The organism is Aquabacterium sp. G14 (genome assembly GCF_037482285.1).
Lineage (GTDB): Bacteria > Pseudomonadota > Gammaproteobacteria > Burkholderiales > Burkholderiaceae_C > Aquabacterium.
In genome coordinates this window covers 181505-202628 of the sequence record NZ_JBBEYB010000006.1, presented here as the reverse complement: position 1 = coordinate 202628, position 21124 = coordinate 181505, and the positions used below count along the sequence as shown (strand labels likewise).

At 65.4% G+C, this 21124-nt stretch carries 15 protein-coding genes; 8 read left to right on the top strand and 7 right to left on the bottom strand.

Annotated features, from left to right (window positions below; translation table 11 throughout):
• Positions 1 to 8: 8 nt before the first annotated feature.
• The 5 genes from WIT60_RS09045 to WIT60_RS09025 all read right to left on the bottom strand — a co-directional run bounded on the left by WIT60_RS09045 (position 9) and on the right by WIT60_RS09025 (position 8729).
• Positions 9 to 2963 carry a type VI secretion system Vgr family protein gene (locus WIT60_RS09045; RefSeq protein WP_339583612.1) on the bottom strand — a complete coding sequence of 985 codons (2955 nt, stop codon included), beginning with the start codon at positions 2961 to 2963 and terminating at the stop codon, positions 9 to 11.
• A 173-nt stretch (positions 2964 to 3136) separates the two neighbouring features.
• A complete protein-coding gene (locus WIT60_RS09040; protein ID WP_339583611.1) occupies positions 3137 to 4957 on the bottom strand; it encodes an acyl-CoA dehydrogenase C-terminal domain-containing protein in 1821 nt (606 codons plus the stop codon).
• Between the two features lie 249 nt (positions 4958 to 5206).
• On the bottom strand, positions 5207 to 6520 hold the full coding sequence (locus WIT60_RS09035; protein ID WP_339583610.1) for a pectin acetylesterase-family hydrolase: 1314 nt from the start codon (positions 6518 to 6520) through the stop codon (positions 5207 to 5209).
• 215 nt (positions 6521 to 6735) lie between these two features.
• Positions 6736 to 7998 (bottom strand): FIST signal transduction protein, encoded by a 1263-nt coding sequence (locus WIT60_RS09030; RefSeq protein WP_339583609.1) that lies wholly within the window; start codon positions 7996 to 7998, stop codon positions 6736 to 6738.
• Entirely contained in the window at positions 7998 to 8729 is a 732-nt protein-coding gene (locus WIT60_RS09025; RefSeq protein ID WP_339583608.1) for a PhaM family polyhydroxyalkanoate granule multifunctional regulatory protein, read from the bottom strand. The genes WIT60_RS09030 and WIT60_RS09025 overlap by 1 nt, the downstream gene beginning before the upstream one ends.
• A 98-nt stretch (positions 8730 to 8827) precedes the next feature.
• Between WIT60_RS09025 and WIT60_RS09020 the strand changes: the two genes are divergently transcribed.
• The gene (locus WIT60_RS09020; RefSeq protein WP_339583607.1) at positions 8828 to 10420 is read left to right on the top strand and encodes an alkaline phosphatase D family protein; all 1593 of its coding nucleotides are present in this window, start codon (positions 8828 to 8830) and stop codon (positions 10418 to 10420) included.
• 12 nt (positions 10421 to 10432) lie between these two features.
• Here WIT60_RS09020 and WIT60_RS09015 read toward each other — a convergent pair whose 3' ends face one another.
• Positions 10433 to 10999 (bottom strand): HNH endonuclease, encoded by a 567-nt coding sequence (locus WIT60_RS09015; RefSeq protein WP_339583606.1) that lies wholly within the window; start codon positions 10997 to 10999, stop codon positions 10433 to 10435.
• A gap of 248 nt (positions 11000 to 11247) precedes the next feature.
• On the opposite strand from WIT60_RS09015, the gene WIT60_RS09010 reads away from it, so the two are divergent.
• The 7 genes from WIT60_RS09010 (at position 11248) to WIT60_RS08980 (ending at position 20328) form a co-directional block, all read left to right on the top strand.
• The gene (locus WIT60_RS09010) at positions 11248 to 11955 is read left to right on the top strand and encodes a TetR/AcrR family transcriptional regulator (RefSeq protein ID WP_445207679.1); all 708 of its coding nucleotides are present in this window, start codon (positions 11248 to 11250) and stop codon (positions 11953 to 11955) included.
• A gap of 70 nt (positions 11956 to 12025) precedes the next feature.
• A complete protein-coding gene (locus WIT60_RS09005) occupies positions 12026 to 13816 on the top strand; it encodes an acyl-CoA dehydrogenase C-terminal domain-containing protein (protein WP_339583605.1) in 1791 nt (596 codons plus the stop codon).
• An 80-nt stretch (positions 13817 to 13896) separates the two neighbouring features.
• On the top strand, positions 13897 to 16296 hold the full coding sequence (locus WIT60_RS09000) for a 3-hydroxyacyl-CoA dehydrogenase/enoyl-CoA hydratase family protein (RefSeq protein ID WP_339583604.1): 2400 nt from the start codon (positions 13897 to 13899) through the stop codon (positions 16294 to 16296).
• Positions 16297 to 16315: 19 nt separating this feature from the next.
• A complete protein-coding gene (locus tag WIT60_RS08995; RefSeq protein WP_339583603.1) occupies positions 16316 to 17539 on the top strand; it encodes an acetyl-CoA C-acyltransferase in 1224 nt (407 codons plus the stop codon).
• 65 nt (positions 17540 to 17604) lie between these two features.
• Positions 17605 to 18480 carry an alpha/beta hydrolase family protein gene (locus WIT60_RS08990; RefSeq protein ID WP_339583602.1) on the top strand — a complete coding sequence of 292 codons (876 nt, stop codon included), beginning with the start codon at positions 17605 to 17607 and terminating at the stop codon, positions 18478 to 18480.
• A gap of 29 nt (positions 18481 to 18509) precedes the next feature.
• The gene (locus WIT60_RS08985) at positions 18510 to 19289 is read left to right on the top strand and encodes an enoyl-CoA hydratase (protein ID WP_339583601.1); all 780 of its coding nucleotides are present in this window, start codon (positions 18510 to 18512) and stop codon (positions 19287 to 19289) included.
• Positions 19290 to 19389: 100 nt separating this feature from the next.
• Positions 19390 to 20328, top strand: a complete 939-nt coding sequence (locus WIT60_RS08980; RefSeq protein WP_339583600.1) for a GGDEF domain-containing protein — start codon at positions 19390 to 19392, stop codon at positions 20326 to 20328.
• Positions 20329 to 20346: 18 nt separating this feature from the next.
• Here WIT60_RS08980 and WIT60_RS08975 read toward each other — a convergent pair whose 3' ends face one another.
• Positions 20347 to 21081 carry a 2OG-Fe dioxygenase family protein gene (locus WIT60_RS08975; RefSeq protein WP_339583599.1) on the bottom strand — a complete coding sequence of 245 codons (735 nt, stop codon included), beginning with the start codon at positions 21079 to 21081 and terminating at the stop codon, positions 20347 to 20349.
• Positions 21082 to 21124: the final 43 nt, after the last annotated feature.

Sequence of the window (21124 nt, the reverse complement as noted above, 5' to 3'; positions counted from 1 at the left end):
TGCTGCGCTTAAACAGCGGCACCCTTCGCGGCTGCTTCTTGCATTGATTTGGCGCAGCCCTTCAACTTGCTTGCCTTCTTCAACGTCAAACTTGCCGACGCACTTGCCCCCCCCGTCAACTCCTTCATCGCCGCCTTGAAGCTCGCCTTGCCACTGGTGCCAATCTCGATGTTGCCACCTTCGATCTTCATGTAGCCGCCACCGCCATTGAGCACAATCCGGTTGGGTGCCGTGATGACGATGTTCGCCGCCGTGCTCTGCAGGTCAATGGCCTTCTGTGCGGTCAACGTGAAGGCATCGCTCTGCGCTTCGGTGCGCATATTGCCGCTGGCGGCGTGCAGCTTCATGCCCACGTCCTGCACCGCGCGTTGCTTGTCCTTGGCTTCTCCCCGGGTGAACAGGCTGATACCATCTTTGACGGCCCAGGCCTGGTGGCGTTGGGCCAGCAGGTTGGTGTCTTGCGCGGCGGTGAGGGTGGTGTGCTGGCCGGTGCTCAGCACTGTGTGCGCGGGAGTCAGTGCCGCGATATCACCCGCCGCGCTCATCACCAGGTCGGGCCGTTCGGTGGCCGGGATCTGGCCGTGTCCACCGTCAATGCCACGCGTGGCATCTTGAGATGTCCCGCCTTCAGCGTGAGTCGAGTTGCCACCACCCGATTGCTCCGTGCCGCGCAGGCTTTGCAGCGTGGCCTGCAAGGCAGCATGAGCAGGCAACTTGTCAGGCGCAGCCTCGCCCGGTAGATTGGCTAGGTGCGTCTGCGCGTTGGCGTGCAGGGCCGTCATCAGCTCGGCATGGCCACGCAGTTGGCTCTGCGCCTCGCGGCTGTTCATGGGCTGGCCTTGGGCCGTGCTGGTGCCGCCCGTACGGGCATGTGTGCTCACATGCAGGCCATGTGCGGCGCGCAGCGCGCCTTGGGCTTGCGTGTGCAACTCCAGCCCGTGGCCCCGATGGGCCAGGCGCAGGTTGTCGCTCTGTTGCAGCAGGTGGCCCATTTGCAGCCAGGTCTGGCTTTGCGTGGTGTGCACCAGGGTGCGGCCCTGACTGGGGGTGTCGTCGAACACCAGCTGGTTGTGCTCGCCGCTGCCCGCTTGCGAGGTGTCCAGGCTCTGGCTCTTGAAGCCGCTGAGCGTGGCGGTGTGGGCATGGCCTTCATGGGCGCCTTGCCGTGCACTGCCCGGAAACCACGCCGGAGCATTGCCCGTGGCACCAGCCGCGCCGGCGTTGACGCGGTTGCCCTGGGCGTCGGGCTGGCCTTCGCCGTTGTAGGTGGCACCAACGATGACGGGGCGGTCGATGTCGCCGTCCAAAAACTCCACCAGCACCTCTTGCCCCAGGCGCGGGATGAACACCCCGCCCCAGTTGGCCCCGGCCCACGATGACTGGGCCACGCGCACCCAGGTGCCCGAGGCGTCGGACGCCGGGGCGTTGTCATCCATCGGGGCGCTCAGGCGGTGGCTGGCCCGTGCCCCGCGTTGCCAGTGGAACTGCAGCTTGATGCGGGCGTCGCGGTCGTTGTGCACGGAGGCGTCCAGGCCCACCACCAGCGCAGTTTGCGTGCCCCACACGGTGGGGCGGGTGTGAACCAGGCGGCCTTGCGCATCCATCAGGCGCGGGCGCACCGGCACGCTCACGCGTTGGGCGCCAAAGCGGGCTTCATACAGCGGCTCGTCGCTGGCGTTGGCGCTCACGGCTTGCTGGCCGGGGCGCACCACGCTGCCCAGCAGGTGCTGCAAGCCGGCTTGCACATCGGCGCTGAGGTTGTTGCGGGCGCGGTGCACCACGCCTAGCACCACAAAGCGGGCTTCGTCATCGCTGCCCTGGGCCAGGCCGCTGTCGTGCTCGGGGTGTTCGAGCAGGGTGAAGGTGGTGCCCGGCTGCAAGGTGCGCACGGTGGCCGCCCCTTCAAAGCGCTTGCGCTCGGCCTGCAGGCTTTGCTGCTGGATCAGCACGCGGCGTTCGGCCTGGGCCGGGGTCTCGTAGGCGTAGGTGCCGGGCTGGTCGTGGTGTACCAGGGGCATGGGCTGCGAGTGGTCGGCACCGGCGTCCATGCTGGCGCTGTGGCTGTTCACAGCGCGGTAGTCCCAGCTGGCGGTCTGCACGCTGGTGCTCGCGACCTGACGGTGACCATGCCAGCGGGTGATGCTGTCTTCCTTGAGCACGGCGCCGGGCTGGGTGTAGCGGATGCGGGGCTGCGCGTTGGGCGCGAAGGCGCCGTTGTGGTCGGCAATCACCAGGGTGTGGGCACCGAGCGTGCGCAAGTCATGCGCGTCGCCTTGATGCTCGAACCAGGTGAACAGGCCTTCTTCGGCCCACAGGCGTTGCAAGAAGGCGAGGTCGGTTTCGTTGAACTGCGTGCACAGCGAGCGGCGGGCGAAGGCCTCGCGGTCGGCCACGTCGATGCGCCATTGCGGCATCAGGCGGCCTTGCGCCTGGTAGTCGGCAAAAACGGCTTCGGTGATGTCGAGCACGCTTTGGTCCTGGAACACCCAGGCGTCGGTGCGCTGCGCGAGGAAGGCGGTCCAGGGTTCGATGTGCAGACGGTAGCGCGCCAAGCCGCCGTCGGCGCCCATCAGCTCAAAACGGGTGACGTGGCCGTGGAAGGGGCGCAGCGTGGTGGTGCTGTGGGCGGTGAGCAGCTCCAGCAACACGGGCTGGCCCAGCAGGTCGGGGGCGTGCAGGTCGGTGCGCGTGCTCACGGCCAGCAGGTCGATGCCGAAGCCAGTTTGCAGACCGAGGGCGCCATGAGGCACAGCGCCTGCGGGCAGGCAGGCGCGGCCAGGGCTGAGGGTTTCGGTGACCGTGGCGCGTTCGGCCAGCAGCACATCCGCGCCGAGCGGCGTGTGCAGGCGCAGCAGGCGGGAGTGCTGGTTCGGGCCCTGCGCACCGAGTGCGGCGAGCACGCTGGCGATCAGTGCGTGGCCAGAGCCGGCCACGGCCGACTGAATGCCGGCAAGATCCGTCATGTGTCCATCCCAAAGTTTGTGTCGATCGGCCGTGTCGTTTTGCACGGTCGCAGAACCCGGGACGTTATCGCAAAAGGGCTGCGGCATCGCGGCGTTCCCCTCCAACAGGGGTGCCAGCGATGCCGCCAAGTTGCAAGCAGTTGTGAGCGCTGTGTGCGCCTGTCAGGCTGCGATCAGATGAAGCTGAAGTGTTCCTGGTCCATCTGCATGACGCTGCGGGTGGGCGACAGCATGGACTTCTTGTGGCCGTCCGCACGCGGCAGCAGGCGCTCGAAGTAGAACTCGGCGGTCTGCAGCTTGGCGGTGTAGAACTCTTTCGAGTCCTTTCCGCCGCGGGCCAGCTTGTCCTGTGCCACCAGGGCCTGCTTGAGCCAGAAGTGGCCCATCATCACGAAGCCCGAATACATCAGGTAGTCGTAGCAGGCGGCGCTGACGATGTCGCGGTCCTTGTTGGCGCGCAGCATGATGCGCAGCGTCAGAGCCTTCCACTGCATGGCGCGTTTGAAGCAGGCGCGGGCCATGGTGCCGATGGCGCCACCCGAGAGCAGGTGCGGCTTGGCCTGGGCGATCATCTCGTTGGTGAAGTTGAAGATGCACTTGCCACGGGTTTGCAGCAGCACCTTGCGGCCCAGCAGGTCGAGCGCCTGGATGCCGGTCGTGCCCTCGTACAGCGTGGAGATGCGCGCGTCGCGGGCGATCTGCTCCATGCCGTGTTCCTTGATGTAGCCGTGACCACCGAACACCTGCATGCCCAGGTTGGCGCACTCCAGGCCCATCTCGGTGATGAAGCCCTTCAAGATGGGGGTGTAGAAGCCCAGCTTGTCGTCGTATTCCTCGTACTGGGCCTGGTTGCCCTCGGCCACGCCGGCCACCATCATGTCGGCCAACTTGGCAGCGTGGTAGATCATGGCGCGGGCACCCTCGGCCACGGCGCGTTGGGTCAGCAGCATGCGGCGCACATCGGCGTGCCAGATCAGGGCGTCGGCGACATGGTCGGCGTCTTTCTTGCCCGAGAGGGCGCGCATGGAGCGGCGCTCCTTGGCGTAGGGCAGTGAGCCCTGGTACGACAGCTCGGCGTGGGCCAGGCCCTGCACGGCGGTGCCGATGCGGGCGGTGTTCATGAAGGTGAACATGGCTTCCAGGCCCTTGTTGGGCTCGGCGATCATGTAGCCCACGGCCTCGTCGAAGTTCATCACGCAGGTGGCAGAGGCACGGATGCCCATCTTGTGCTCCAGCGCGCCGGCCTTGACCGTGTTGCGCGCGCCCAGCGAGCCATCGGCGTTGATGAGGAACTTGGGCACGATGAACAGCGAGATGCCACGGGTGCCCTTGGGCGCGTCGGGCAGGCGGGCCAGCACGATGTGGACGATGTTCTCGGCCAGGTCGTGTTCACCGGCGGAGATGAAGATCTTGGTGCCGGTGATCTTGTAGGTGCCGTCGCCAGCGGGCTCAGCCTTGGTCTTGACCTGGCCCAGGTCGGTGCCGCACTGGGGCTCGGTCAGGCACATGGTGCCGGTCCACTCGCCGCTCACCAGCTTGGGCATGTAGGTGTTCTTCTGTTCGGTGCTGCCGAACTGGAAGACGGTGTTCATGCAGCCCAGGCTGAGGCCGGGGTACATGGTGAACGACCAGTTGGCCGTGCCCATCATTTCCGCTTTCAGCAGGTTCATGGACATGGGCAACTCCTGGCCGCCGTATTCCTTGGGGTGGGACAGGCCTTGCCAGCCACCGGCCACGTACTCGGCATAGGCTTCCTTGAAGCCCTTGGGGGTGGTGACCTCGCCGTCGGCGATGGTGCAGCCTTCCTGGTCGCCCGACAGGTTCAGCGGGGCCAGCACCTCTTCACAGAAGGTGGCGCAGCCTTCCAGGATGGCGTCCACCATGTCAGGGGTGGCGTCTTCGGCGCTGGGCAGCTGGGCGTAGTGCGCCGGGTAGTCGAACACCTCGTTGAGCAGGAAGCGCACGTCGCGCAAAGGGGCCTTGTATTGCGGCATGGGTCACCTCGGTATGTGGGTCTGTGGGATTTCGAACGACCTTTTCAAACGACCGTTCGAATTGCCGTGTTTATACCGCAGGGGTGTCGGCCTGTGGGGCGTTTGGACCGATGTTGACGGGGTTTCCCCCTCGATTGGGTGGGGCTGTGGCGTCCGGGGTGCGGCAGTTCACCGCCATGAAAAAGCCCCACGCGCAGGTGGGGCTGAGGAGAGCGGGGGCAGGAGGTCCCTGCGCCCATTCGGGCTGTTTTACAGGCCCAGCAGTTTGTAGATGGGCTGCAGCAGCGAGTCCAACGTGCCGGGCGTCTTGGTGTTCTGCTCGTTCTTTTGGGTTTCGTAGGCGCGGATCGGGGTGCCCTTGCCGTCGATCAGGTCGTCCACCACCACCTTGAGGCTGGCATGGTTGGCTTCCTTGATGGCCGTGCCCGAGAACGTGAGGGTGGTCAGGGTGTGCGACTTCAGCAGGTCGCGCTGATAGGGCACGTAGTAGCCGACGTTGGGGTAAGGCTTCATGGCGTTCACCCACTTCTGCACCTCAGGCACCCACTTCTGGTTCAGCAGGGTGTCGCGTGGCACGCCCGATTCGGTGGCAGCGATCTCAGGATAGAAGGAGGTGTACGAGAAGGCCGAGTAGATGCCGTCACGCTGGAAGGTGCTGAAGTTGAAGCGGTCTTGCGGGAAGATCTTGGCCAGGCCGGTGCTCAGCGAGCCCAGGTTGTCGGCCGTGCCGGCGTAGGGATACATCGTCAGCAGCTTGGTGACCAGGCCATCGCTGCCGTCCAGGCCCCACACGTTGCGGATCTTGTTGTGCAGGTGCACCGAGGGGGACACCTCAGGGCTGTCGGTGCGGTTCACCTGGAACAGCGGGCCCGAGTCCGCCAGCAGGGCCGACTTCTTGGGGTTCATGGCCGTGCGCAGCCAACTGTAGTTGGCGGTGGAGCCTGCGCCGCCAGCCGAGAAGCCGGTCACCAGCAGTTGGGCAGGCTGTTTGAAGTTCTTGCCCAGCCACTGGGCCATCGCGTAGCCGTTGACGCTGCCGCGGTGGTATTGCACGCGGGGTTTGCTGGGGTCGGCATCGGTGTAGGCGGTGACCTTGTTACCGGTGTGTACATCGCCCGTGCAGTAGGGGGCGTAGACGATGTTCCAGCTTTGCGTCTGCACGGACTGCAGCGGGTGCAGACGCATCGAGAACGGGGTGATCAAACCACCCAGGGCCAGGCCAGAGAGGCCGCCGTTGAGGATGTTGAACACATTGGTCATGTAGTCGGCCGGCACCCCGTTGGGATTGGAGGCCGACAGGATGGACAGGCCCAGCGGGCCTTCGCCCTTGCCGGCGCAGGCGTTCTGATCCCAGCAGGCGCCGCCGCCTTCGAACACGACCACGGTCTTGGTGCTGAACGGGGTCTTGTTGACGAAGAAGCGGTAGGGCGAACCGTCGCCGCAGGCCGCGCCACTGCTGGCCGGCAACTCGACCGCTTCCCATTGGAAGTAGCCGGCTGATGCGGCCATGGGCAGGAGGCTGGCCAGGGCCAGGATCTGGGCTTTGATGGCGAACTTGCGCATGGGAGTCTCTCCAACGGTGTCTGAGCGAGTGGGTCCCGGCGGACGTGCATGCGTCCTGGCTCTGGGGATGGCGCAGTCTAGGAATTCGTGACGAATGTCGCGATTAGGACAACACCTCTCGGGTGATCCCTGGGAATGTTGCGCGTCAGGTTTGACTTGCGCCGCCCGAAAGGATGTGCCAGCTTGTGGGGGCGGTGGGCGAGGATGCGTCTGTTTCAGCCGCCCAGCACGGTCAGGACACCCGTGTAGCCATGCAGGTGATGGCGAGCGATTTCGCCTGATGCAAAAAAGCCCACCAGAGGGATGTCGCCCAGGGCGTGGGCGATGACGGACAACTCTGCGTGAGTCCCCCCGAAGTGAGGGCCACCCCGCCCGGTGCAGCTCACGTAAATCGCACCCACGGGCAGACTGTCAGGGCGCTCACTCGGGTCGAACTCTTCGCGAATCTCGGCGCAGGCGCGCACCAGGTCCTGTCGGGCCGCGTGCGCGTCGCGCTGGCAGAATGCCAATTGCATGCCGGGCACCACCGCTTCACTCAGGGCCACCCCTTGGTGAGCCGGATCCAGGCCGATCAGGTGGCGAACCCGGCTGTTGGCGCCAAAGTGCGATCCGTGGCTGAGCAAGTTTTCATCGGCTTCGGTCACGCCCGCGAGTGTCAGGCGGACTTTGGGCAGGGCTTCGTGTTGCCATTCGGATGAGCGCAGTGGGGCGCTCACGCCCAGGTCCTGCATCAGGCACGCCAGGGCAGGTTGACCATCCAGTTCGTAGACCAGGTGTCGATCGGCTGCGGTGATCTCGCGTCGTGGTCCGATCGGGACACATCCCTGAGTGACCCGCGAAACCAGTCGCACCCGCGGGTGGAATGCCACGCCAGACAATCCACCATGCCACAGGCCCAGCGCGCCGGGGTCGTGGGGCGTGAGGTGCGCATCCGGGGTGTGGGGGTCGACGGCCAGGTGAAGGCTGTGCGCCTGGCCGGCACTGAGCCCCCCGAACAGATAGCCTGAGTCGGTACGTTCGGCCAGCTCCCGGAGCAGATCGGAGAGGTCGGGTGTTTGCCCATCGGCATGCACCTGCGCGGCGTGCGCATGCCACCCCTGTCGCGGCAGGCTCAAAGGGCGTGCCGGGGGAAGCGGGTGGCGGCCGTGAAAGATGCGGAAGTCGTCGCGCGGCAGGTTGCACAGCATCACCGCCAAAGCGGGGTCGCCCAGGTACTCGACGCCCGTGGCGGCCACGCCTGCCCCCACCGCCCCGACCCACGCCACATCGGGCAGGTGCTGGCGCAACCCGCGCATGATCGCCTCAGCGCCGGGGGCCAGTGCATCGCTCAGGTAGCACCAGCCCAGCGTGGCGCCGAGCTCGCGTGCGCCTTGTGAGGCCAGCTGCGCCCAGACCAGCTCCAGCGCCAGATCGGCTTGAGGGTGGGTGGCGTGGGCATGCAGGCAACGCAGGCCCAGCGGGTGCGCGGCAGAGGGCATCAGGCTTTGGGCGGTGTCTTGCGAGCGGTCTTGCTCGCAGCGGTCTTGCGTGCCGCTGTTTTGGTGGCGGCGCTGCGGGCTCGGGGCTTCGCGGCGGCTGGCTCGCGTGCCTCACCGGTGGTCGGTGCCGCGGCAGCCTGTGCCTTGGCCATCATGTCCTGCATGGAGGCCTCGACGCTCTGACCCATGGTCTGGGCGGTTTGAGACGCTTGACTGGCGAGGTGCGAGAACTGTTGCGTCAAGGCGTCCCACCAGCGCATCGGGTTGATGAGGTCTTGCGCTGCGTGTTCCGCTTGGGGTTCGGCGGGCGCATCGGCTGCGGGGGCTTCAGCAGCTTTGGGCGCACTGGGCTGGGCCTTCAGCGTGTCACGCAGCGCGTCCATCGAGACGTTCATGCCTTGCAGGGTCGACAGGGTCATCTTCTGGACTTCCAGTCCCTGGATCGTCATGGCGATCATTCGGCTGTTCTGCTCCAGCCAGAACTGAACGGTTTTGAGCTCCTGAATGCGCTTGTCCAGCTCTTCGGGGTCCAGCGTGGGCACGGACCAGGCGGGCACCCCGGGTACGCCAGGCATGGCCGTGCTGGCCTGCGCAGACAGGCCGGGCAGGGCGGCGCCTGCGGCCTTCATCCAGTCCTGGAAAAAGCCCAGCCCCGCGCCCAGGCCTGCAAAGGCGTGGGACTCCGGGGCCGGCGCGCCGGACGGGTCGGTGCTGTGTGGTCGCGAGGTCATGGCTGTCTCCTCTCAGTTGCCTGTGGTGAGTCTCATTGTGCCTTTGTGGCGAGGCCTTGGGCAGTCCGGCTGGCGGGCATCGCATAATCGGCGCCTTCATGCAACGTCGTGCCCTGTTTTCTCATCTCAGTCGTCTTGCTGCAGCCCTGGCTTGGCAGCAGGTGTGTGCCCAGCAAGCGCAGGCGCGAGGCCAGCAGCCGCCTCAGGGAGGCTGGCAGACCGCTGCCGAGGTGTTCACCCTCGGTGTCGCCAGTGGCGAGCCGCGCCCTGATTCGGTGGTGATCTGGACGCGTTTGGCGCCCCTGCCTCTGCAGGCCGATGGCGGCATGCCTGCGCAGGCCGTGCCCGTGCGCTGGGAGGTGGCATCCGATGCCCGTTTCAGCCGCGTGCTGCAAACCGGCAGCGCCGTGGCGGATCCGGCGGCCGCACACAGTGTGCGCGTTGAGGTGAAGGGCTTGCCTTCGGGGCAGCCTTGCTATTACCGCTTTGAGGCGGGCGGCCAGCGCAGTCCGGTGGGGCGCACCCGCACGGCCCCCGATCCCGGCGAGCGCAACACCCGCATGCGTGTGGCTTTGGCCTCGTGCCAGCATTACGAAACGGGCTTCTACACCGTGCACCGCGAAATCGCGGCCAGTGATGTCGATCTGGTGCTTTTCGTCGGGGACTACATTTACGGCACGCAGGCCAAGCCGTACGCACGTGTGCGCCGTCACCCGCACGTCATGCCCGACCTGCACCGCCGCACCTTGGCCGATTACCGCCGGCATTACGCGTCCTACAAGCTGGATCCTGACCTGCGTGCCTGTCATGCCGCCCACCCCTGGCTGATGGTGTGGGATGACCACGAAGTCGCTGCCGATTACACCGGACGGCACAGCCCTGACCTGAAGGATCCGCAGGCGTTTCTGGCCGTACGCGCGGCGGCATACCAGGCGTATTTCGAGCACATGCCGTTTTCGCCCCACCGGGCGCCTGTCGCGGGCAGCATGCCCTTGCATGGGCGCTATCCCTGGGGCCGTCTCGTGGATCTGATGACGGTGGACACCCGGCAGTTTCGCGACCCGCCGGTGTGCGCAGGGCGCCACGCCCCCATGCAAGGCAAGTTGCTGTGGCAGTGTGACGCGGCGCAGGCACCCGAACGCACCATGCTGGGCCAGAGCCAGGGGTATGACCTCGCGGCCCAACTGGCCGCCAGTGTCTGTGACTGGAAGTTCATCGTGCAGTCCTCTCAGATTTCGCCGGGGGTGCTGCGCTCACCTTTGGGGCCCTTGCTCTATGCCGATGGCTGGGATGCCTATCCGGCGGCACGCCGGCGCCTGACCGAAGCCATTGCCCAGCCCCGCGTGCCCGATGTGGTGTGCCTGGGAGGGGACGTGCATCGCCACGTGGCCGCCAACTTGCGCCTGGACCCGGCTGATCCGGCCTCTCCCGTCATCGCCAGCGAGATTGTGACCAGCTCGGTCAGCAGCAGAGGGTTGAGCGAACTGATGAGCAGCTGGGTCAAGCGCAGCAACCCGGACTTGCTGCACGTGCGTGGCGACGAGCGCGGCTATGTGCTGCTGGACATCACCCCGCGACAGGTGATGTGCGAGTTTCGCAGCACGCCCCACCCGGTGCGCGCCGATAGCCGCTTGCGCACCCAGGCCCGCTACGTGATCGAGCGCGGCCAACCCGGTCCGCGCAAAGCCTGACCCTGCCGCGGTTCAACTGAGCGCATGCCGCAGCCGGCTGTGGGGCGGCACGCTGGCCAGGAGGAAGTCCATCTGATCGGCCAGGATGCGTCGCCCACGCAGGATCATGTCCTCATGCAAGCTGGGCACGTAGGGCAGGTAATACAACGACCAGTTCAGCTCGTCCGGCGTGCGGTTGCCCTTGCGGCCATTGCAGCTGCGGCAAGCGGTGATGCAGTTGCGCCAGCTGTCGGCCCCGCCGCGTGAGGTGGGCACGATGTGCTCGCGTGTGAGATCGTCGTAGGCAAAACGCTGGCCGCAGTAGGCGCACAGGTGCCGGTCACGTGCGAACAGCTTGGGGTTGGAGAGCGCGGGCTCCTGACGCCAGGCCCGGTTGGGGATGCTGCCCCGCACCGCGACGATGGGGTGCAGCGGCAGGCGTGAGGGCAGGCCCGAGTGCCGCTGGATGCCGCCTCGCAGCACCGTGAACGGGTCGCCAATCGTCCAGGCGACCGCATCGGTGGCATACAGCAGTGCCGCATCCCTGGCCGACAGCCAGGCCTGCGGACGACCTGACACGTCAAGTTGCAGCACGTCCATACAGCCCTCATTCAGGCGAAGATGGCCACAGGATAGAACATCTTGTGTGACATTCTCAAGATGTTGCCGCCCGTACGCCGCGCGGCTCGGTGCTCACCAAGGGGCAACCCGGGGTTGGCAAAGAGGCCTCATCCCCCGAGGATGGGGGGAAGAGCCAACAGTGCCCACTTTTTTTTCACGGACTTCACACAGCCGCCATCATTTTCTGCAAAATAGCACGACCGTTCGTTTTATTTTGAGGAAATGCCGTGGCCACTGTGACCCCCTCCGACGCCAAGCCAGCCCATGAGGCCGTGCGTGAGCGTGGGCGCGGTGCGCACAAGGGCCAGCAGACCCGTGCGGCCATCCTGGATGCGGCGTTGAGCCTGGCGGCTCAGATGGGCATCGAAGGTTTGTCGATCGGGGCCTTGGCCGAAGTCACCGGCATGAGCAAGTCCGGCGTCTTCGCGCACTTCGGTTCCCGCGAGGAGTTGCAGATCTCCGTCATCCGCGAATACCATGAACGGTTCGAGGAAGAGGTGTTCCGTCCGGCCATGCGTCAGCCTCGCGGTCTGCCGCGTTTGCGCGCCCTGATCAAGAATTGGGTGAGCAAGGTCGCCACGGAAATCGATTCCGGCTGCATTTACATCAGCGGGGCGGTCGAGTTTGACGACCGTCCTGGCCCGGTGCGCGACGCCCTCGCCAGCATGGTGCTACTGTGGCATGGCGCCTTGAACAAGGCCATCCAGCAGGCCATTGACCTGGGCCACCTGCGTGCCGACACCGACCCGATGCAAATGCTGTTCGAGATCCACGGCCTGATTCTCTCGCTCCATCATGATGCGCGGTTCCTGCGCTCTGCGGGAGCCGTGGACCGGGCCCGTGTGGCGTTCGAGCGTGTGGTGCAGTACTACGCGCAAGAGGCGTCCCACGTCCCATCACCTGTGGCGGTGCCCTTGGGCGCCGCCCCTGTTTGACCCCCCGATCGCCTGGCTTAAAGATCAGGTATTTCTTGTAAACGTGCCTTTCTGACCGAGGAGCTTCACGATGCCTTCTTACACCCCCCCTCTGCGCGACATGCAATTCGTGATCCACGAACTGCTGGGCGCTGTTGACGAACTGAAAACGATCCCCGCTTACGGTGATCTGGACGCCGACACCGTCAATGCCGTGCTGGAAGAGGGCGGCAAGTTCGCCTCTGAAGTGCTGGCGCCGCTGAACCTGGTGGGCGACACCCAAGGCTGCGTCCTGAACAAGGAAACCCACGAGGTCAAGACGCCCGATGGCTTCAAGGAAGCCTACAAGCAGTACACCGAAAACGGCTGGTCGGCCCTGTCGGCGGATCCGGAGTGGGGCGGCCAGGGCCTGCCTCTCCTGGTCAATCAGGCCATCTATGAAATGCTGAACTCGGCCAACCAGGCCTGGACCATGTACCCTGGCCTGAGCCACGGCGCGCATGCCTGCTTGGAAGCCCACGGCTCCGACGAGCAGAAGAAGACCTTCCTGCCCAAGCTGACCTCCGGCGAGTGGACCGGCACCATGTGCCTGACCGAGCCGCACTGCGGTACCGACCTGGGCCTGCTGCGCACCAAGGCCGAGCCGCAAGGCGACGGCACCTACAAGATCACGGGCCAGAAGATCTTCATCTCGGCCGGTGAGCACGACATGGCCGACAACATCGTCCACCTGGTGCTGGCCCGCCTGCCGGACGCGCCTGCTGGTTCGAAGGGCATCTCCTTGTTCGTCGTGCCGAAGTTCCTGGTGAACGCCGACGGCTCGCTGGGTGCTCGCAACGGCGTGTACTGCGGTGGCCTGGAGCACAAGATGGGCATCCATGGCAACGCCACGGCCCAGATCGTGCTGGACGGTGCCATCGGCACCCTGGTGGGCCAGCCCCACCGCGGTCTGCCCGCCATGTTCGTGATGATGAACGGCGCCCGTCTGGGTGTGGGCAACCAGTCTCTGGGTCTGACCCAAGTGGCCTACGAAAACGCTGTCAACTACGCCAAGGACCGCGTGCAGATGCGTGCCCTGTCGGGTGCCAAGCGCCCTGACCTGGCTGCCGACCCCATCATCGTGCACCCCGACGTGCGCAAGATGCTGTTGACCGCCCGTGCTTACGCCGAAGGCGCCCGCGCCCTGGTGTACTTCGTGGCCATCGAGCTGGACAAGGCTCACAACCATCCTGACGAAGCCGTTCGCAAGGAATCCGACGACATCGTCGCCCTGCTGACCCCGATCGTGAAGGCCTTCATCACCGACAACGCCTGGGCGGCCACCGTGCATTGCCAACAGGTCTTCGGCGGCCACGGCTTCATCCACGAGTGGGGCATGGAGCAGTTCGTGCGTGACGCCCGCATCAACATGATCTACGAAGGCACGAACACCGTGCAATCGCTGGACCTGTTGGGCCGCAAGGTGCTGGGCGACGCTGGCGCCAAGCTGACCAAGTTCGGCAAGCTGGTGTCTTCCTTCGTGAAGGAAAACGCCGACAACGCTGCGATGCAAGAGTTCACCGTGCCCCTGGGCGAGCTGGGCAAGAAGGTGCAAGCCTTCACGATGGAAATCGGCATGAAGGGCATGCAGAACCCCGACGAAGTCGGCGCTGCTGCCGTCGACTACCTGCGCGTGGTCGGCCACATGGTCTACGCCTACTTCTTTGCCCGCATGGCCAAGATCGCTCTGGAAAAGCAAGATTCCGGCGACAAGTTCTACACCGCCAAGCTGGCCACCGCCCGTTTCTACTTCGCCAAGCTGGTGCCGGAAGTCGAAACCGCGATGATCACCGCCAAGGCCGGTCTGAAGCCCCTGATGGAAATGGACGAAGCCCTGTTCTAATCAACAGGCTGTTCAAGGGAGGTGGGGTGCCCACCTCCCTTCATCCATCTCCATTCATTTGAGTTCCCCTAGGAGAGAACATGAGTCAATTCAACGTGCGCAAGGTGGCCGTGCTCGGCGCCGGCGTGATGGGTGCCCAGATTGCGGCCCACCTGGTCAACGTCAAGGTGCCGGTCGTGCTGTTCGACCTGCCTGCGAAGGAAGGCCCGAAGAACGGCATCGTCACCAAGGCCGTCGAAAACCTGAAGAAAATGAAGCCGGCGCCCCTGGGCGTGGCCGAAGACGCCGCCCTGATCCAGCAAGCCAACTACGAAGAGCACCTCGAAGAGCTGCGTGGTTGCGACCTGATCATCGAAGCCATCGCCGAGCGTCTGGACTGGAAGGAAGATCTCTACAAGAAGATCGCGCCGTTCGTCAACGACAAGGCCATCCTGGCCACGAACACCTCGGGCCTGTCCATCACGGCCATGGCCAACGTGCTGCCTGAGCAGCTGCGTTCGCGCTTCCTGGGCATCCACTTCTTCAACCCCCCCCGCTACATGCACCTGCTGGAGCTGATCCCCACGGAGTTCACCGCTCCCGAGGTGGTCGACCAGCTGGAAACCTTCTCGGCCTCCGTGGTCGGCAAGGGCGTCATCCGCGCTTACGACACCCCCAACTTCATCGCCAACCGCGTGGGCGTGGCCGGCATGATGCTGACCTTCCGCGAAGTCGAGCGTTCGGGCCTGGGCTATGACATCGTTGACGACCTGACCGGCAAGAAGCTGGGCCGCGCTTCGTCGGCCACCTTCCGTACCGCCGACGTGGTGGGTCTGGACACGATGGCGCACGTCATCAAGACGCTGCAAAACGGTGCCCGTGACGACGTGTTCTCGGCCGCGTTCGAGACGCCTGCTGCACTGACCAAGCTGCTGGAGATGGGCAACTTCGGTCAAAAGACCAAGGCCGGTTTCTTCAAGAAGGTCGGCAAGGACATCCTGCAGTTCAATGCAGCCACGGGTGAGTACGTCGCCGCTGGCGGCAAGTGCGACAAGGAAGTCGCTGAGATCCTGAAGAAGCCCGCTGCCGAGCGTCTGAAGGCCCTGCGTGAGTCCACCAACCCGCAAGCCCAGTTCGTGTGGGCCATCCTGCGCAACGGCTTCCACTACGCCGCTGTCACGCTGGAGTCCATCGCCGAGTCCGCTCGCGACATCGACTTCGCCATGCGCTGGGGCTTCGGCGCCAAGCAAGGCCCCTTCGAGCTGTGGCAAGAAGCCGGCTGGAAGCAAGTGGCTGAATGGGTGCAGGCCGACATCGACGCCGGCAAGGCCCTGTCGTCGGCCCCGCTGCCCGCCTGGGTGTTCGACGGCCGCGAGGGTGTGCACACCTCCGAAGGCTCTTGGTCGCCCAAGGCTGGCAAGTACGTGCCCGTGCGCGACCTGCCCGTCTACAAGCGTCAGTACTTCCGCGAAAGCGTGCTGGGCTCCAACGCCCCGAACGCTGCCACCGCGGGCAAGACCCTGTTCGAAGACGCCTCCATCCGCCTGTGGACCCTGGACGACGAAGTGGTCATCGCTTCGATCAAGTCCAAGATGCACACCATCAGCGAAGGCGTGACCAATGGCCTGGCCAAGGGTCTGGAAATCGCCGAAGCCGGCTACAAGGGCCTGGTGATCTGGTCGCAAGACGGTCCGTTCTCGGCCGGCGCCGACCTGCAGTCGATGATGCCTGCCTTCATGAGCGGCGGCGGCAAGGCCGTGGCACCGTTCGAGAAGGCCCTGCAAGACTTCATGCTGAACCTGCGCTACAGCAACGTGCCGAGCGTGGCCGCTGTGCACGGTCTGGCACTGGGCGGTGGCTGTGAGCTGGCTGTCCACGCTTCCAAGCGCGTTGCTGCGATGGAAAGCTATGTGGGTCTGGTCGAAGTCGGCGTGGGTCTGATCCCCGGCGGCGGTGGCCTGGCCTACCTGGCTCGCCGTGCAGCCGAGCTGCTGGAGCCGTCCAAGGGCGTGTCCGGCCAGATCGGTGGCGAGCTGATGGGCTTCGTCAAGGAAGGCTTCCAGGCTGCCGCCATGGCCAAGGTGGCGACCTCCGCCATCGAAGCCAAGAAGTTCGGTTACCTGATCGACGGTGACGTGATCGTGGCCAACAAGGACGAGCTGCTGTATGTGGCCATCGCCCAGGCCAAGGCCATGTTCGAGTCCGGCTACCGTGCCCCGGCCAAGAAGCTGTTCCCGGTGGCTGGCCGCAACGTGAAGGCCACGCTGCAGTCGTCGCTGATCAACATGCGTGACGGTGGCTTCATCTCGCAACACGACTACTACATCAGCTCGTGCATCGCCGATGTGCTGACTGGCGGTGACGTCGATGCCGGCACCCTGGTGAGCGAGGAATACCTGCACGCCCTGGAGCGCAAGCACTTCTGCACGCTGCTGGACAACCCCAAGACGCAAGAACGCATCATGGGCATGCTGTCGACCGGCAAGCCTGTCCGCAACTGATCGATCGGAGACACACACAATGTCCAAGCAACTTCGTGACGTTTACGTCGTCGCCGCCACCCGCACCCCGATCGGCAAGTCTGGCCGCGGCGTGTTCAAGAACACCCGTCCGGACGATCTGCTGGTTGCGACCATCAAGAACGCCCTCAAGCAGGTTCCGACCCTGGATCCGGCTGCCATCGAAGACGCCATCGTCGGCTGCGCGATGCCCGAAGGCGAACAAGGCATGAACGTGGCCAAGATCGCCACGCTGCTGTCGGGTCTGCCCAAGACCGTGGCCGGTGCCACCGTGAACCGCTTCTGCGCGGCCGGTATCACCGCCGTGTCGATGGCCGCCGACCGCATCCGCGTCGGTGAAGCCGAGGTCATGATCGCCGGCGGCGTGGAATCGATGTCCATGGTTCCCATGGGCGGCGCCAAGCCTTCGTTCAACCCCGCTGTGGTGAACCTCGACGAGAACGTCGGCATCGCCTACGGCATGGGCATGACCGCCGAGAAGGTGGCCGAACAGTGGGGTGTCACCCGCGAAGAGCAAGACGCTTTCGCCGTGGAATCGCACCGTCGCGCCATCGCCGCCCAACAGGCTGGCTGGTTCGATGCCGAAACCACCCCGATCGAAGTCGAAGTGCGCACGCCCAACCTCGAAACCGGCGAAGTGACCGTCTCCAAGAAGGTCATCACCCGTGACGAAGGCGCCCGTCCTGACACCTCGATGGAAGGTCTGGCCAAGCTGCGTCCTGTGTTCGCGGCCAAGGGTTCGGTCACGGCCGGTAACTCGTCGCAAACCTCCGATGGCGCTGGCTGCCTGATCCTGGCTTCCAAGGAAGCCTGCGAGAAGTACGGTCTGCAGCCGCTGGCCAAGTTCGTGGCCTTCGCCGTCAAGGGCGTGCCGCCCGAGATCATGGGCATCGGCCCGATCGAAGCCATTCCCAAGGCCCTGGAGTACGCCGGCCTGAAGGCTTCGGACATGGACTGGGTGGAGCTGAACGAAGCGTTCGCTGCCCAATCCCTGGCCGTGTTGAAGGACCTGGACAGCAAGGGCCACGTGCTGGACCGTGCCAAGGTGAACCCGATGGGCGGCGCGATCGCTCTGGGTCACCCCCTGGGCGCGACCGGTGCCATCCGCGCGGCCACCGTGGTGCACGGTCTGCGTCGCACTGGCGGCAAGTACGGCATGGTGACGATGTGCATCGGCACCGGCCAAGGCGCTGCCGGCATCTTCGAGCGCGTGGACAGCCTGTAATCGGCAGCCCTGCGTTCAACGCCTGAGAAAGCCCGCCCTCGTGCGGGCTTTTTCTTGAGAGCTGTATGGAACACCTGACGCTTCACACCGACGATGGCCACACACTGGCCGCACGCTGTTATCGACCCGCCGATGCGTCGGTGGCGTTGCAGCGCGTGGTCATCATCGGGCCGGCGCTGGGCGTGCCGCAGAGCTTTTACGAGCGCTATGCCCGTTGGCTCAGCGCACACGGCTGTGTGGTCTACACGGTCGACTGGCGTGGCATGGGGGCTTCGGCCCCGGCCGATTTGCGCCGCTACCGTGCCAAGCTGATCGACTGGCCCGTGCACGATGCGCCTGCGATCATGCGGTGCGCCGTCAGTCGCCATCCGGATCTGCCCATCAGCTGGTTCGGCCACAGCATGGGCGGCATCCTGTATGGGCTGATGCCGCAGTTGCCGCAGATCGACCATGTGGTGACGCTGGGCAGTGGCAGTGGGCACGTGTCCCAACTGGCGCGGCCGCTGCGCTACGGCATGTTGCTGTTCTGGCATGTGATCGTGCCGCTGAGCGTGGCGCGTCACGGCTATTTCGCGGGCAAGCGCCTCAATGCCGTGGGGGACCTGCCGCGCGGCATCGTGGCGCAGTGGAAGCGCTGGTGCGCGTCACCGGACTTTTGCTGCGTCGAGGGGCCGCATGTGCGCGAGGCCTATGCGGCCGTGCGCCAGCCCATCACGGCGGTGCTGTTCACCGATGACAAGATGGCGCATCGCCGCGGGGTGGAGGCCATTCATCGCCTCTACACTGGTGCATCGGTGCGCTACCTCACCCTGCATCCGAAAGATGTGGGCGCGGCGACGGTGGGCCACTTTGATTTCTTTCACACGCGTACCGGCCCCAAGGGTTGGGCGCACAGCTTGGGCTGGCTGGGCGTGATGCCCATCGCTCAGGCTGATTCTTGACACCCCTTTCTGCTCCCGAGGAACCATCCATGAGCGACGCCATTTTGTCGAACCGCGAAGGCGGCATCCTGACCCTGACCTTCCACCGTCTGGACAAGAAGAACGCCATCACACGGGCGATGTACACCGCACTGGCCCAGGCGCTGGAAGAGGCCGCCACCGATGACACCGTGCGGGTGGCCGTGATCCAGGGTGATCCGACGTGCTTCACGGCGGGCAACGACCTGGCTGACTTCCTGAGCAACCCGCCCGACATGAGCCCGGGGGCTGAGCCGGCGCCGGTCGTGCGCTTCCTCAACATCCTGCGCGACTTCCCCAAGCCCTTGATCGCGGCCGTGGCCGGCCCGGCTGTGGGCATCGGCACGACCTTGCTGCTGCACTGCGACCTGGTCTATGCCGGTGACAACGCGGGCTTCAGCCTGCCGTTCGTGAACCTGGGCCTGTGCCCGGAAGCGGGCTCCAGCCTGTTGTTGCCCCAGATCGTGGGTTACCAGCGCGCTGCGGAGAAGCTGCTGTTCGGTGAGCCCTTCTCGGCCGAAGATGCGCAGGAGATGGGCCTGGTCAACCGCGTGCTGCCGCCCACCGAGGTCAATGCCTACGCTCAGGCTCAGGCCGCCAAGCTGGCCGCCAAGCCCGCCACCTCGCTGCGCGTGAGCAAGGCTCTCATGCGTCAGAGCAACACCGAGGCTCTGCACGCGGTGATGTTGGCCGAATTGCAGCAGTTTGGCGCCCTGTTGCGCGGCCCTGCGACCAAGGAAGCCATCAGCGCCGTGATGGAAAAGCGCAAGCCCGACTTCTCCAAATGCTGACCGTTTGATGATCAAGGTCAAACCCGCGGTTGGTTAGAGTAGGGCACCAGGGTCATAATCTCCGGACCGTGCGGCTTGCGCACGCCATGGATGGCGGCCTTTGTTCCTGTCTCACCTGTCCCCCGATGTGATCCAGTCCGTGCTGGACGCGTTGCCGATGCCCGTTTTTTTCAAAGACCGGGCCGGTGTCTATCGCGGGTGCAACGAGGCCTTCACGGCTTTGCTCGGCCGTACGCCGGCCGAGGTGGTGGGCAAGTCGGTGTACGACCTGTCGCCACCTGATCTGGCGCAGGTCTATTTCGAGGCCGACGAGGCCTTGATGAGCGCGGGCGAGAACCAGCGCTACGAGTCTCAGGTCCAGACCCCTTCGGGCGAGCGGCTGGACGTCATTTTTTACAAGACGGTGCTCAGAGATGCCGATGGCCAGGTCAGCGGCCTGGTGGGCACCATCTTGGACATCACCGATCGCAAGCGGATGGAGCGACAGTTGGCCGACATGGCCAGCCGTGATGCCCTCACTGGCTTGCTCAACCGGCGCGCCATCCTGTCGCATCTGGAGCGTCTGCACGATGACCGACGTCAGCAGCGCCAACCCTTGTGTCTGCTCATGTGCGACGTGGATCATTTCAAGTCCATCAACGACCGTCATGGTCATGCCGTGGGCGATGAGGTGCTGACCCAGGTGGCGCAACTCTTGCGCCAGCATCTGCGCGACGGAGATCGGGTCGGACGCATTGGTGGCGAGGAGTTTTTGGTGGTGCTCGACAGCACCGAACCCGAACGCTTGAGCCAGGTCGGGGAGCGGCTGAGGCAGGTGGTGGCGACCCACCCGGTGCTACCGCTGGACACCACGTTCTCTGTGACCGTGAGCATTGGCGCTGCACGCAGTTTGCAGGCCGATGAGGATTGGGCCAGCGTGGTGTCTCGCGCCGATCAGGCGCTGTATGTGGCCAAGCGCACCGGCCGGGATCGCGTGGTGATGGCCGACAGCGAGCCGCCCCGCCAGCTGTTGCACAAGGACTGGCACAAGCAGCTGTGAGGCGCAGTCCGAGGGGGCTCAGGTCTCGCTCTGGAAGCCGCCCTGGCGGAAGGTCAGCACCAGCGTGTCGCGCCAGCCATGGCCGTCGAGCGGCTGGATCGGTGAGGTTTCGTGGATCACCCGCTCGTCGTCGAGCAGCACGGTGCTCCAGGGGCGTTGCAGTGTGAAGCGCACACCGCGTGGCCCCTCCGCCTCGAAGACGCGGGTTTCGCCCCCCTTGATGGCATGGCGCTCCAGCATCAGCACGGCCACAAAGTCCACGCCATCGCGGTGTGCGCCTTCCGGCGTGGGGCGGCCAATGCCGCCGGCCGTGTCGACGCGGAACTGGTGCGCCTCGATGAACCACATCGGCACCGGCTTGGCCTGGGCGATCAGCTGACCAATCTGGCGCAGCAGGGCTTGCCACAGCGGGTGTGCGCAGATGGCAGGGTCGACAGGCTCGAACCAACGCTCGAAGCCCCCATGCAAGGCGTTGTAGGTGACTGGCTGCCAGTGCGCGCGGTGCGGCGTCTGGGCCAGTTCGCCTGTGGCGGTGTCCAGCGTGAAGCAGCTGTGGCGGCGAAAGCGATAGGCCCCGCCATCGCGCAGGTGGGTGTCGGGGGGCAGATCAGACCAGCTGGCGTGCACGGTGTCGGCGGCGGCCATGTCGGCATGCAGCCAATTCAGCAGGTCTTCCGGCTGGATGACGGCCCAGCCCTGTTCGCGCAAGGCGTTGGGGGCCAGGTGAGGGGGCGTGGAAATCAGGGCGTCCATGGCGGGATGCTCTCACAGACGCAGTGCCCGCACAGGCGCGCGG